Raw genomic sequence first — 13,322 nt, forward strand, 5'->3', positions numbered from 1 at the left:
TTAAAATGTGTAGCGAAGCGAAACCTAACCCACTGTTTTAGTTCCGTTTAAATGCCTTGTTATGGTACTTGCCGTATCGTCATCGAAGTCATTTAATTTTATTTTTCCACCACTTAAAGATGCAATGAACCCATTTTTTTTTTGAACTTTTTTAGCATCCATATATACATGTAAATAACCAAGATACACACCCAACACAGATACTGATACTAGTAATCGGTCACTTTCGTAAGAAGGAATAAATGCAATTGTTGTTTCATCCGGAAAGTGATCATGTATGACAGACATAAAATGTATTAAAAATGAGTTATTATTCAAAACGAGCGTTTCGAACTTCACTGAAAAAACATCATCAAAGCTCCAATCATTGAGGTTGTCATGTAGCAACATATACCTCAACTGGTCGCACGAAACAGCATCTTCGAAATCGTCAGACCAAAAATAATATCCCGCTGACAAAGTAACTTTAGCAATAAACTTAATATCCAATGTAGCGTCCTTTTTGGCCGATAACGTTACGCTTTCAGGATATACATCAGCCTTTAACCTGGGATCATATATATGGAGTTGATTGTTCGGAAAAGATAATGATATAGGGTTATTATTACCTTCAATTGTGGCTTTAGTTATTTTAGGCACTACTGGTTTGCCACTATGCCCTTTTGCCTTTAACCTGCCCCTAGCAAGTTGGATTATGAAATCATTACTCAGTTTTCCATCAATCTGAGATCCTATAATCTTGTTGATTTCAGCATCCACTGGAATTTCGAAACCATTAACTCCTCCAAGTGACAACGGAATTATATGTTCACTAGAACAATTATCTTCATGTACTTTTTTGCCAAGATAAGGACAAAAGTGCATATTTACTCCTAGTACCATAACAACTTTATCAGAGGACACTTTCCTCTTTTTATGAGTAATGTATGTCCTCTTAATTACTTTTAATATAAATAACAAATCCTGTAACACATTGCCAGCTTTAAACTTTAAGTCGGCTGTTCTTTTTTTAAAATGAAGAAAAGAGGAAAACGTCCTCATTTCTTGACTTAGGAGGAAAAACACCAACACTGTATATAAATACAGGTGAATAGGGTTTGAAATGAAAACTAAGTCCGCTTTCCTTAATAGTATTATCAACTATATGTATAGCCATCATTATGCTAAAAAATCCATTGAAACTTATGTCTTTTGGATTACTGCCTATATCCATTTTCATAATAAGCGACACCCTACCAGTATGGGCAATAATGAAGTAGAAGTATTTTTAAATCACTTAACAGTTACTAAAAAAGTGGCAGCGAGAACACAAGCAACCGCTTTAAATGCACTTGCTTTTTTATATAAACATATTATCAAGAATGAGCTTTCATTCGATTTAAATTTCATTAAAAGTAGCCGCCAACAGAAACTTCCTGTCGTACTTACACAAACTGAGGTATCGCTACTTTTTAGAAATATAAATAAGCGACATTATTTGATAGCAAGCCTGCTATATGGAAGTGGTTTACGGCTGATGGAAGCAGTAAAAATAAGAGTTCAAGATATTGACTTCGACTATAAAAACATACGCATTTGGAACAGTAAGGGTAATAAAGCTACGCACTTGCTGCAAAGCGGCGCTGATATACGCACAGTACAAACTTAGTTAGACTACAGTGACATACGTACTATGCACATAATTCCCGCTGTATTGAATTAGTGAACAATTATAGCGATAGATAAATAGCTCAGTAACAAGGCAAATACTTAGTTATATAGTTTATCTATATGAGAAGTTTTTAACGCAGTTAATGAGTTATTTAGAACGCTAAAATGTTCAACGTTTTAATTCAGCGGGTATCCTACGCATGTTTTACAACAAGGTGCTAACGGGGTTGTTAGCCCTTTTTCAAGATTATAAACCTCCCCTATTTAAAACAAAAAAGCACAACTCGCTTGAGCTGTGCTTTTAATAATTAAATGAGAGCTGACAAGTTACAAACGAATACCGCCGTCTATTTCTACCACGCGGCCGGTAAAAAAGTCGTTTTCGATTATGTACTGTGCAGTATGGGCAATTTCGTCGCTTTCGCCTAAGCGCCCTACGGGCGTTACAGCGAGCATACGTTGTTTGGCTTCGGGTTTCATGGCATCGGTCATGGCGGTGCTTATTACACCTGGTGCAATAGCGCCTACGCGTATACCAAAGCGGCCAAGCTCTTTAGCCCATGTGGTGGTAAGTGCCACTACGCCAGCTTTTGATGCTGCGTAGTTTGTTTGGCCTATGTTACCTGCGCGCGCTACGCTTGACATATTCACAATTACACCGCCTTTGCCTGATTCAATCATGTGGCTTGCAGCTTCTCGCCCTGCTAAAAATACGCCAGTAAGGTTTACATCAATCACCGATTGAAATTGCTCAAGGGACATTTTTTTAACCACTTTGCCGTCTTTAGCTTTAATAAACATGCCATCGCGTAAAATGCCGGCGTTGTTTATAAGCACACCAATGTGGCCAAAATCGCTATTAATGGTATTAAATACGTTTTCTACTTCGCTCTCAACAGTTACGTTTGCAGCGTAACCTTTAATAGTGCCTGATACACCTTCAAGCTGTGTTAGTTGCTCGCACGCTGTGTTTAATAACTCTTGCGCCATATCTATAAGTGCAATGTTAGCGCCCATAAGGGCAAACTTTTGTGCCATTGCAAAGCCTAAACCTTGTGCACCACCGGTTATTACTACCGTGTTATTTTTAATTTCCACGCCTTGCTCCTACTTAGAAAAAAGTTTAAAAATGGCACTAAAATCATCACTGCCTGCACCTTGGTGTTGTAGCATAGTGTATAAATTTTTAGCCATTGACCCCATTGGGGTTGATGAATTACTTTGCTGCGCGGATTCCATGGCAAGGCCTAAATCTTTAGCCATTAAATCGACCATAAAGCCTGGTTTGTAATCGTTACTTGCAGGGGCTGTATCCATTACGCCTGGGCATGGGTTGTAAAGTTCAAGCGTCCAGTTACGGCCAGAGCTTGCTGTCATAATGTCGCTAAGTACTTTAGGGTCTAAGCCATTATTAATACCCATTTGCAGTGCTTCGCTGGTACCTGCCATTAAAATGCTAAGTAGCATGTTGTTACATATTTTTGCAACTTGCCCTGCGCCAATGTCGCCTGCATGGAATATGTTTTTACCCATATCATTAAGCACAGGTTGTGCGGTATTAAACGCAGCTTTACTACCCCCTACAATAAACGTAAGCGTGCCAGCTGCTGCGCCCGCAACGCCGCCCGATACCGGTGCATCTACAAAGCTAATACCCTGCTCGCCAAGTGCGCTGCCAACCACACGCGCCGATTCGGCATCTATTGTTGAGCAATCTATCACTAAGGTGTTTTTGCTCAGCACATTAATTAGGCCGCTGTCGTCGTTATTACTTAAATAAAGCGATTTAACATGTTTGCCTGCTGGCAACATACTAATAAGTATATCGGCATTGGTTGCACATGTTTTTGCATTTTCAGCTGCGTGTGCACCTTTGCTTGCAAGTTCATTTAAGACCGACTGGTTTAAATCGAATGCCGTAACACTGTGGCCGGCTTTAATTAAGTTAGCCGCCATTGGGCCGCCCATATTACCTAAGCCGATAAAACCAATGTTGAGTTTAGTCATCGTCTTTCCTTTATGTGTGTGATGGCGTGTGTAAGCCATTGAGTGGGTGATTTTCGCCAAAGCGATTAGCAAAAAAGCTATCTATTATTGTTTGTGGTACATCGCTCAGTGTTTTGTATTGCCAATTAGGCGCGCCGTCTTTATCTATTAATAGTGCTCTTACGCCTTCTTGAAATTCACCTACTTCGCCAGCGCGTACCGACATACCCAGCTCCATTTTAAAACACGTTAATAAGCTTTTGCCTTTACTGGCTTTTAATTGCTCACTTACAAGTGCACAACTTAGTGGGCAGCCATGCTTGAGTGACTTTTGGGCGCGTTGCAGCCATTTATCGTCAGTAGTTAGGCCTAAAATATAATCAACTTGTTCTTGTAGCGTATTAAATTCAGCTAATTTTTGAATGGTTGCTAAGTTAGCTTTAATATTACCTTTTGGCATACGCGCAGATTGGTTATCTAAATCGGTTAATAATTTAGTTAAACGCTCATGATTTAAGCTTGCAGTTTTGCCCCACTTAGCAGCTAAAATTTGCGCTAGCATGTCATCATATTTAGTGCTGTCGATAAAGTGATCGGCAAGCGATACAAAGCATGCATCTTCACAATTAATAGAAGCCGACGTTAGCCCTAAAAATAGCCCCACACCTTGTGGCATTTTATGTAAAAAGTAACTGCCGCCTACATCTGGGTATAAGCCAATGGTTTGCTCTGGCATAGCAATGCGCGATGTTTCGGTTACTACCCGGTGGCTAGCACCGGCCATTAGGCCTAAACCGCCACCCATTACTATGCCGTTACCCCAAACTAGAATTGGTTTATCAAAGGTATGAATAAGGTAATCAAGCTGGTACTCAAGAGTAAAAAACTCTTCAACAAGGCTTGTGGGTTTACCTTGCGCCATTGCATGATGCAGGCTAACTACATCGCCACCAGCGCAAAAGGCTTTATCGCCTGCGCCTTTTAAAATAACCATTGCAATTGCATCATCGTCTTGCCAAGCGCGCAGGTGCGGCTCTAATAATTTGATCATGTCAAAATTGAGTGCGTTTAATGCTTTTGGTACGTTAAGTGTAATAAGCCCAATTAAGCTGCCGTTTGCTGCGGTTGCCGTTTCAAATAGCACGGGGTCGTCTGCATTATTTAATAACGTTAAATTACTCATTAGCCGTTTACCCAGTTAGCGCGGCGTTTTTCTAAAAAGGCACTTACACCCTCTTGTTGATCTTGTGTATCAAACAAACCAACAAACAATTCACGCTCAAGTGGTAATACACTTGCCATAGGTTGATGGCGGCCTTTTTGTATAAGCGTTTTACATGCAGCTACCGAGCTTGGGCTTTGTTCGCTTACTTGATTGGCAAGTTTTAACGCCGCTGCAAAGCTTTCACCTTGTGGGACTACTTCTTCTACTAAGCCAATTTGCAAGGCTTTATCGGCTTTTAAGCGCTCGCCGCATAAAATCATGCGTTTTGCCCAGCCTTCACCTACAAGCCATGCTAAATTTTGTGTGCCACCCGCGCACGGTAATAAACCCACTTTTGCCTCTGGCAGTGCCATTTGTGCTTGCTCTTCTGCTATGCGTATATCACACGCAAGCGCCACTTCTAGCCCGCCGCCCATGGCATAACCATTAATGGCCGCAACCGACACCCCTGTAAAATTAGTCAGTGCTTCAAATGCTTCGCCAAATACACGCGACATATCAGCGGCAACGCCTTTATCGCCACTGGCAAATACGTTCAAATCGGCACCGGCGCTAAAAAATTTCTCGCCTTCGCCGGTAAGTACTAAGGCATAAATATTTTTGTTGTTATTAAGCTCGTTAACTTTGTTTTTTAAGTCAATTAAGGTGTCTTTTGTCCAGGTATTAGCTGGCGGGTTACACATAGTTAAAATAGCAACATGGCCTTCGGTTGTTAATTCAATACACGGCTTTGATTGTGACATAACTTGCTCCTTATAAAACGTCGCTTGCAGATTCAGCTAAAATACGGCGCGCTATTATTACGCGCATAATTTCGTTTGTGCCTTCTAAAATTTGATGAACGCGCACATCACGTACATGGCGCTCAAGCGGGTATTCTTTTATGTAACCGTAACCACCATGAATTTGCAGTGCATCGTTACACACGTTAAAGCCAACATCGGTCGCAAAGCGTTTAGCCATGGCGCAGTAGGTTGTTTTTTCAGCGTCGTTATTATCAAGTTTAAATGCCGCAAGCCTTACCATTTGGCGTGCTGCTACAAGTTCGGTATTCATATCTGCAATTTTAAATTGTAGTGCTTGAAACGCAGCCAGTGGCTTACCAAATTGAGTGCGCTCTTTTAAGTACCTTTTTGCCGTGTTTAGCGCGGCTTGTGCTGTACCAATTGAGCACGTTGCAATATTAATGCGCCCGCCATCTAAGCCTTGCATTGCAAATTTAAAGCCTTCACCTTCTTTACCTAATAAGTTGTGCGCAGGTATACGCACATCTTCAAAACTAATTAAGCGTGTTGGTTGTGCATTCCAACCCATTTTTTCTTCTGCTTTTCCGTATTCAACACCTTTAGCATCGGCCGGTACTACAAATGCCGAAATACCCGCTGCGCCTTCACCACCAGTGCGCGCCATTACCACTAATACTTCGGTTTCGCCCGCGCCCGATATAAACATTTTTGAGCCGTCAATAACGTACTCATTACCCTCAAGTACGGCTTTTGTTTTTAGTGATGCCGCATCTGAGCCTGAGCCTGGCTCTGTTAAACAATAAGAGGCAAGTAGCTCGCCCATTACTAATTGTTCTACGTATGTGTCTTTAACTGCGTCGGTACCAAAACTTGCCACCATCCAGGTCGCCATATTATGTATGGTTAACATGGCCGTTGTTGCAGTACAGCCCATAGCAAGCTGCTCAAATATAATGCTTGAATCTAAACGAGATAACCCAAGGCCGCCGGCTTCCTCTGGCGTGTATAAACCACAAAAACCAAGCTCGCCTGCGGCTTTAATCGACTCTTTAGGAAAAATATGCTCGCGATCCCACTTTGCTGCATGTGGGGCAAGCTCTGATTCGGCAAATTGGCGTGCTGTTTCTGCAAAGGCGTGTTGATCTTCTGATAAGTTAAAGTCCATGTTAGACCTCTTTAATTGTGTGTTGTTAGTGTGCCCTATTGGGATAGGTGTGAAGAGCGGCAAAGGCTGATGTGTGTGTTCTAGTTGCTTGTCAGCGAGTTTAGCCTTTGCGCTCTTCTTTATTATTATTTTTGAGTGTGTTTATTTTAAATTAATGCTCATGTTTGGACCTGAAGCAATGTCGTCTTCAAACCAACGTGAGGTAATGGTTTTAGTTTCTGTGTAAAAACGTATACCTTGCTTCCCGTAGGTGTGAGTATCGCCATAAAACGAGCCTTTCCAACCTGTAAACGAGAAAAACGGCAGCGGCACCGGAATAGGCACATTAATACCCACTTGCCCTACTTCTATTTCGTGTTGAAATTTACGAGCAACAGCACCACTTGAAGTAAATAGTGATGTACCGTTACCGTATGGGCTTTCGTTAATAAGGGCAATTGCCTCATCTAGCGTATCTACAAACATACAGGCAAGCACAGGACCAAAAATTTCTTCTTTGTATAAATCCATCTCTTTGGTTACATCGGTAAATAGTGTTGGGCCAACCCAGTTTCCTTGCTCAAAGCCTTCTACAGTAAAGTGTGAACCATCTATTAAACAAGTTGCGCCTTGCTCTTTACCGCTTGCTATAAGCGATAAAATACGCTCTTTTGCGGCTTTTGATGTTTGTGGGCCGTAGGCTGCGTTTTTATCATCCCATACGCCTGGGCGTACGTTTTCAAAGCCTGCTTTTATTTCATCTACCCACTCGCTTGCTTGGCCTACAAACACAGCAACCGAAATACCCATACAGCGCTGGCCTGCGGCACCAACTGAGGCGCCAACTAGGTTATTTACAACATGTGACTTACTCGCATCTGGCATAATAACCATGTGGTTTTTAGCACCCACACACGCTTGCACGCGCTTAAGGTTTTGTGTGCCTTTAGAATAAATATAAGCACCTACGCCACACGAACCTACAAACGAAATTGCACGCACGGCTTTATCTTCTAGTAGGCGGTCTACTTGTGGTTTTGTACCGTGAACAATTTGTAATACGCCTTTTGGTGCGCCGGCTTCAATAAATAGCTCAGCTAAACGCATGGGAGTGAGCGGGTCTTGCTCAGAGGGTTTTAAAATAAAGGTGTTACCACACACAATAGCTAGCGGAAACATCCAAAGTGGGATCATCGCCGGAAAGTTAAACGGAGTAATGCCTGCACAAACGCCTAGAGGCTGCATGTAAGAATAGGTATCTATTTTACGGGCAACGTTTTCCATTGTTTCGCCCATCATTAATGACGGTGCGTTAGCTGCTTGTTCTACTACTTCAATACCGCGCCATACATCGCCTTTAGCATCTTCAAACGTTTTACCTAGTTCGTGGCAAATAATAGTTGCAAGCTCATCGTGGTGCTCTTTTAATAGCGCCGCGTATTTCATCATAATGCGGGCACGCTCGGTAATTGGCACGTTTTTCCACGTTTTAAATGTTTCTGAGGCCGAGGCAATAGCTGCATCCATTTCTGAGTCGGTAGTACATGGAACTTGTGCAAGTACTTCTTGATTTGCGGGGTTAATTACATCAATAAGCTCTTTAGAAGCCGACTGAACAAATTCGCCATTTATAAGTAGTGGAACTTGGTGCATGTGTAAATCCTGTTGTTAGTGTGTTCTTTTAAAAAATGGCACCGTTTTGTTATTAGTATAAGTACGGTGCATTTTAGTTGCTGTTAGTTAATTAACTGCTTTGTTAGTAAGCCTCTACAGCCATGGCTACGGCTTCGCCGCCACCAATACATAAAGACGCAATGCCTTTTTTAAGGCCACGGTTTTTAAGTGCGTGAATAAGCGTGACTAAAATTCGCGCGCCGCTGGCACCAATTGGGTGGCCAAGTGCACACGCGCCACCATTTACGTTTACTATGCTCTCATCAAGCTTTAATTCGTTAATAGCAAGCATGGTAACCATTGCAAAGGCTTCGTTAATTTCCCACAGGTCTACATCAGCGGTAGTCCAACCTGCTTTTTCAAGCACGCTGTTCATTGCGCCCACAGGTGCTACTGTAAATTCACTTGGTTTTTGAGAGTGCGTGCTGTGCGCTACAATTTTACAAAGCGGTGTTAAGCCTTGCGCTTTTGCTTTTGATTCGCTCATTAATATAAGCGCTGCGCCACCATCAGAAATTGACGATGAATTAGCCGCCGTAATGGTGCCGTCTTTTTTAAAGGCAGCACGCAGGCTTGGTATTTTTTCTGGGCGGGCATTACCGGGTTGCTCATCAACCGATACGGTTACATCGCCTTTACGGGTTTTGATGGTGTGCGGCGCAATTTCGTTCTCAAAGCTGCCGTTTTCAATTGCTGTATTAGCTTTACTTAACGAGCCCAGGGCAAACTCATCCATTTGCTCACGGCCAATGCCGTACTCATCGGCGATGTATTGTGCAAAACAGCCCATTGCTTTGTTATCGTAAGCATCTTCTAGGCCGTCGCTCATCATGTGATCTTTAATTTCACCGTGGCCCATTCGCATACCACCACGCGCCTTAGGTATAAAGTAAGGTGCATTACTCATGCTTTCCATACCGCCGGCAATTGCGCTGCTAATTGAGCCCGCTTTAATTAAGTCGTTTGCTAGCATGGCTGCTTTTAAACCAGAACCACATACTTTATTAATGGTAGTGGCACCGGTACCCAGAGCAAGGCCTGCTTTTAACATGGCTTGGCGAGCAGGCGCTTGTCCAAGGCCTGCTGGCAAAACACAGCCCATAATTACTTCATCTATTGCATCATTAGCTAAACCAGTTTGTGCCAGTGCACTTGCAATGGCGGTAGCGCCAAGCTCGGTAGATTGTGCATCGGTTAATGCGCCCATAAAGCCGCCCATAGGCGTACGCTTAGCTGCTACAATTACCACTGATTCTAAAGTCATAACTAACTCCGTTGTATTTCTATGCAAATAGTTGTTAGAATATTTGCTCTATTAATTTAGTATTCATTTATTATTTAATACCCATACACAATACTAACGTTTACGCTAACGTCAACTAAAAAGCGCTTAATTTTTAGTTTTAAAAGTGTAAGGTTTATTTTCCAGTAGTACGGTTAATCAATGCAAATAAAAATAAACCACTGAATATTAATAATTAAATTTAACATTTCACGCCAACACTCCTTTATAAATAGTTTCATACCACACTGAGCTTTACCTTTACGTAAACTTCACTTATATTGGAGTTATTCGAATGAGGTAAACACAACTATGAAACCAGATAACCAAACAAACTTCGCAAGTTCAGCCAACGTACCTGGCAGTAACGAACAAACCTTTAGCATTAGCGATTTAGCTAAAGAGTTTGATATTACTACCCGCTCTATTCGTTTTTACGAAGACCAAGGCTTAGTAAGCCCAGAGCGTAACGGCCAAACCCGTATTTATTCAAAGCGCGACAAAGTTCGCTTAAAACTTATATTACGCGGTAAACGCTTAGGCTTTACGCTTGCTGAAACAGGCCGTTTGTTTGAACTGTACGACGCCGATAAATCAAGCGCTAAACAGCTGGTGACTATGCTCGACTTAATAGCTGAGAAAAAAGCCGACCTTTCTCAACAAATGGACGATATAAAAGTTGTGCTTATGGAATTAGTGACAGCGGAGCGCCGCTGCAGAGACACACTCAATAAAATAGACGAGTAGCCTATTTTAATAATAAAAACACACTGACAACACACACTCACACAGGAATGAATCATGAGCACTATTTCACTTTATAAAGAGATGAACTTTGGCCTAGGCGAAACCGCCGATATGATCCGCGACCATGTAAATAGCTTTGCAAGCCAAGAAATAGCACCGCTTGCAGAACAAACCGATATGGAAAACGCGTTTCCTAATCAGCTTTGGCCGCAAATGGGCGAAATGGGTGTACTGGGCATGACCGTTTCTGAAGACTTTGGCGGTGCAGGCTTAGGTTACTTAGAGCATGTAATTGCAATGGAAGAAATTAGCCGTGCTAGTGCCTCAATTGGCTTAAGCTATGGTGCGCATTCAAACTTGTGTGTAAATCAAATTAACCGTAACGGTAATCAAGCACAAAAAGAAAAATACCTACCTAAGCTTATTAGCGGCGAACATATTGGTGCCCTTGCCATGAGCGAGCCTAATGCAGGCTCTGACGTGGTATCGATGAAACTTAAAGCCGAAAAAAAAGGCGATAAGTACATTTTAAATGGTAATAAAATGTGGATCACCAATGGCCCCGACGCACACACATTTGTTATTTACGCAAAAACAGATTTAAACGCCGGCGCTAAAGGCATTACCGCTTTTATTGTACAAAGCAGCTTTGCTGGGTTTTCTACTGCGCAAAAGCTCGACAAACTTGGCATGCGTGGCTCTAACACCTGTGAACTGGTGTTTGAAAACTGCGAAGTACCCGAAGAAAACATTTTAGGTAACTTAAACGAAGGCGTTAAGGTACTAATGAGCGGCCTTGATTACGAGCGTGTGGTACTTGCTGCAGGCCCACTTGGCATTATGCAAGCGTGTATGGATATAGTTGTGCCGTACATTCATGAGCGTAAACAGTTTGACACCCCTATTGGGCAATTTCAGTTAATTCAAGGCAAAGTAGCCGACATGTATACGCAAATGAATGCAGCGCGCTCATACGTTTATACGGTTGCAAAAGCCTGCGACCGCGGGGAAACCACTCGTAAAGATGCCGCTGGTGCTATTTTATATGCCGCTGAGCTTGCCACCAAAATGGCGCTAGATGCCATTCAAATTTTAGGTGGTAACGGCTACATAAACGAATACGCCACAGGGCGCTTACTACGTGATGCCAAATTATACGAAATTGGCGCTGGTACATCAGAAATTCGCCGCATGCTAATTGGCCGCGAACTATTCACTGAAAGCCGTTAAGGATTAAGTTATGACGATATTAAAATCGAGCGTTAATCCTCACGATCCTACTTTTGTGCAAAATCACAAAAATATGGCGGCTTTAGTTGATGATTTACATAATAAAGTGGCCACTATTAGCTTAGGCGGTGGTGCTGCATTAAAGGAGCGCCACGAAGGCCGGGGTAAATTATTTGTACGCGACCGCATTAGTACTTTATTAGATGAAGGCTCACCGTTTTTAGAAATTTCGCAATTTGCAGCCTTTGGTGTGTACGAACAAGAAATTGCCTGTGCAGGTGTAGTGGCAGGTATTGGCCGAGTTAAAGGCATTGAGTGCATGATCATCGCAAACGATGCCACTGTAAAAGGCGGTACGTACTTTCCACTTACTGTTAAAAAGCATTTACGCGCACAAGACATAGCTGAGCGCTGCCACTTACCGTGTATTTATTTGGTTGACTCGGGCGGTGCTAACCTGCCTGAGCAAGACGATGTATTTCCTGATAAATCGCATTTTGGCCGCATTTTTTACAATCAAGCACGTATGTCGGGTAAAGGTATTCCTCAAATTGCTGTGGTAATGGGTTTATGTACCGCTGGTGGCGCATACGTACCCGCAATGGCCGATGAAAGCATAATTGTAAAAGAGCAAGGCACTATATTTTTAGCAGGCCCGCCGCTTGTAAAAGCAGCCACAGGTGAAGTAGTAAGCGCTGAAGAATTAGGCGGTGCGGATGTGCATTGTAAAATATCAGGGGTTGCTGATCACTTTGCTGAAAACGACGTGCATGCGCTGTCTATTGCGCGCCAATGTATTGAGCGTATTAACTACACGCGCCCTACAGCGCCGTTACTTAAACAAGAGCTAGAGGATATTAAACCGCCACGTTACGATATAAACGAGCTTTACGGCATTGTAGGCACCGACCTTAAAAAGCCGTTTGATGTACGCGAAGTAATAGCGCGCACAGTGGACGACTCATCATTTGATGAATTTAAACGTTACTTTGGTGAAACGCTCGTCACCGGTTTTGCCAGCATTTATGGCAACCCGGTTGGCATAGTGGCTAATAACGGCATTTTATTTAGTGAGTCGGCGCAAAAAGGCGCGCACTTTATTCAGCTGTGTGCTCAGCGCAATATTCCTTTAGTGTTTTTACAAAATATTACCGGCTTTATGGTGGGTAAAAAATACGAAGCTGAAGGCATAGCAAAGCACGGCGCTAAAATGGTGATGGCGGTTTCGTGTGCCGATGTGCCTAAATTTACGGTGCTAATTGGTGGCTCTTACGGCGCGGGTAACTACGGTATGTGTGGCCGCGCATTTGAACCAACCATGATGTGGATGTGGCCCAATGCCCGTATTTCAGTAATGGGCGGTGAGCAAGCCGCAGGTGTAATGGCGCAAGTTAAGCAAGATGGTTTAGCACGTAAAGGCCATAGCATGAGCGAGCAAGAAGTTAGCGATTTTAAAAAGCCAATTATTGATCAATACGAAGAGCAAGGCCATCCGTATTACGCAAGTGCGCGCTTGTGGGACGACGGCATTATTGACCCTGCCGATACGCGTAACGTATTAGGCCTTGCCTTAAGTGCAGCTAAAAATGCACCCGAGCAAGACTCTAAGTTTGGCGTATTTAGAATGTAACCGGAGCG

12 protein-coding genes are annotated in these 13,322 nt (G+C 42.8%); 4 read left to right on the forward strand and 8 right to left on the reverse strand.

Translation table 11 applies throughout. From position 1 onward, the window contains the following. Nucleotides 1-24: 24 nt before the first annotated feature. Complete coding sequence (locus tag J8L73_RS06965) at nucleotides 25-903, reverse strand: hypothetical protein (protein ID WP_211015682.1); 879 nt, start codon at nucleotides 901-903, stop codon at nucleotides 25-27. 199 nt (nucleotides 904-1,102) lie between these two features. On the opposite strand from J8L73_RS06965, the gene J8L73_RS06970 reads away from it, so the two are divergent. Further along, nucleotides 1,103-1,648, forward strand: a complete 546-nt coding sequence (locus J8L73_RS06970) for a phage integrase N-terminal SAM-like domain-containing protein (RefSeq protein WP_211015684.1) — start codon at nucleotides 1,103-1,105, stop codon at nucleotides 1,646-1,648. A gap of 329 nt (nucleotides 1,649-1,977) precedes the next feature. Here the strand turns inward: J8L73_RS06970 and J8L73_RS06975 are convergent, their stop codons facing one another. The 7 genes from J8L73_RS06975 to J8L73_RS07005 all read right to left on the reverse strand — a co-directional run bounded on the left by J8L73_RS06975 (nucleotide 1,978) and on the right by J8L73_RS07005 (nucleotide 9,689). Continuing rightward, the gene (locus tag J8L73_RS06975; protein WP_138613437.1) at nucleotides 1,978-2,748 is read right to left on the reverse strand and encodes an SDR family oxidoreductase; all 771 of its coding nucleotides are present in this window, start codon (nucleotides 2,746-2,748) and stop codon (nucleotides 1,978-1,980) included. Nucleotides 2,749-2,757: 9 nt separating this feature from the next. Continuing rightward, nucleotides 2,758-3,657: a 3-hydroxyisobutyrate dehydrogenase gene (mmsB, locus tag J8L73_RS06980; protein WP_211015686.1), complete on the reverse strand. Its 900-nt coding sequence runs from the start codon at nucleotides 3,655-3,657 to the stop codon at nucleotides 2,758-2,760. A gap of 10 nt (nucleotides 3,658-3,667) precedes the next feature. Beyond that, nucleotides 3,668-4,819, reverse strand: coding sequence for an enoyl-CoA hydratase/isomerase family protein (locus J8L73_RS06985; RefSeq protein WP_211015688.1), 1,152 nt, complete (start codon nucleotides 4,817-4,819; stop codon nucleotides 3,668-3,670). Continuing rightward, nucleotides 4,819-5,604 (reverse strand): enoyl-CoA hydratase, encoded by a 786-nt coding sequence (locus J8L73_RS06990; RefSeq protein ID WP_211015690.1) that lies wholly within the window; start codon nucleotides 5,602-5,604, stop codon nucleotides 4,819-4,821. The genes J8L73_RS06985 and J8L73_RS06990 overlap by 1 nt, the downstream gene beginning before the upstream one ends. 10 nt (nucleotides 5,605-5,614) lie before the next feature. Then, nucleotides 5,615-6,772 (reverse strand): acyl-CoA dehydrogenase family protein, encoded by a 1,158-nt coding sequence (locus tag J8L73_RS06995; RefSeq protein WP_211015692.1) that lies wholly within the window; start codon nucleotides 6,770-6,772, stop codon nucleotides 5,615-5,617. 141 nt (nucleotides 6,773-6,913) lie between these two features. Further along, nucleotides 6,914-8,404 carry a CoA-acylating methylmalonate-semialdehyde dehydrogenase gene (locus J8L73_RS07000; RefSeq protein WP_211015694.1) on the reverse strand — a complete coding sequence of 497 codons (1,491 nt, stop codon included), beginning with the start codon at nucleotides 8,402-8,404 and terminating at the stop codon, nucleotides 6,914-6,916. 103 nt (nucleotides 8,405-8,507) lie between these two features. Then, nucleotides 8,508-9,689: an acetyl-CoA C-acyltransferase gene (locus J8L73_RS07005; protein WP_211015695.1), complete on the reverse strand. Its 1,182-nt coding sequence runs from the start codon at nucleotides 9,687-9,689 to the stop codon at nucleotides 8,508-8,510. A gap of 330 nt (nucleotides 9,690-10,019) precedes the next feature. Here J8L73_RS07005 and J8L73_RS07010 point away from each other — a divergent pair, with 330 nt between their 5' ends. From J8L73_RS07010 to J8L73_RS07020, 3 genes are read left to right on the forward strand one after another with little or no spacing between them, the layout of a single operon-like run. Further along, the gene (locus tag J8L73_RS07010; RefSeq protein ID WP_089347611.1) at nucleotides 10,020-10,454 is read left to right on the forward strand and encodes a MerR family DNA-binding transcriptional regulator; all 435 of its coding nucleotides are present in this window, start codon (nucleotides 10,020-10,022) and stop codon (nucleotides 10,452-10,454) included. A 54-nt stretch (nucleotides 10,455-10,508) separates the two neighbouring features. Continuing rightward, nucleotides 10,509-11,684 (forward strand): isovaleryl-CoA dehydrogenase, encoded by a 1,176-nt coding sequence (locus J8L73_RS07015; RefSeq protein ID WP_211015698.1) that lies wholly within the window; start codon nucleotides 10,509-10,511, stop codon nucleotides 11,682-11,684. A 10-nt stretch (nucleotides 11,685-11,694) separates the two neighbouring features. After that, on the forward strand, nucleotides 11,695-13,314 hold the full coding sequence (locus J8L73_RS07020) for a carboxyl transferase domain-containing protein (protein ID WP_211015700.1): 1,620 nt from the start codon (nucleotides 11,695-11,697) through the stop codon (nucleotides 13,312-13,314). Nucleotides 13,315-13,322: the final 8 nt, after the last annotated feature.

Source organism: Pseudoalteromonas sp. MMG006 (genome assembly GCF_018101025.1).
Lineage (GTDB): Bacteria > Pseudomonadota > Gammaproteobacteria > Enterobacterales > Alteromonadaceae > Pseudoalteromonas.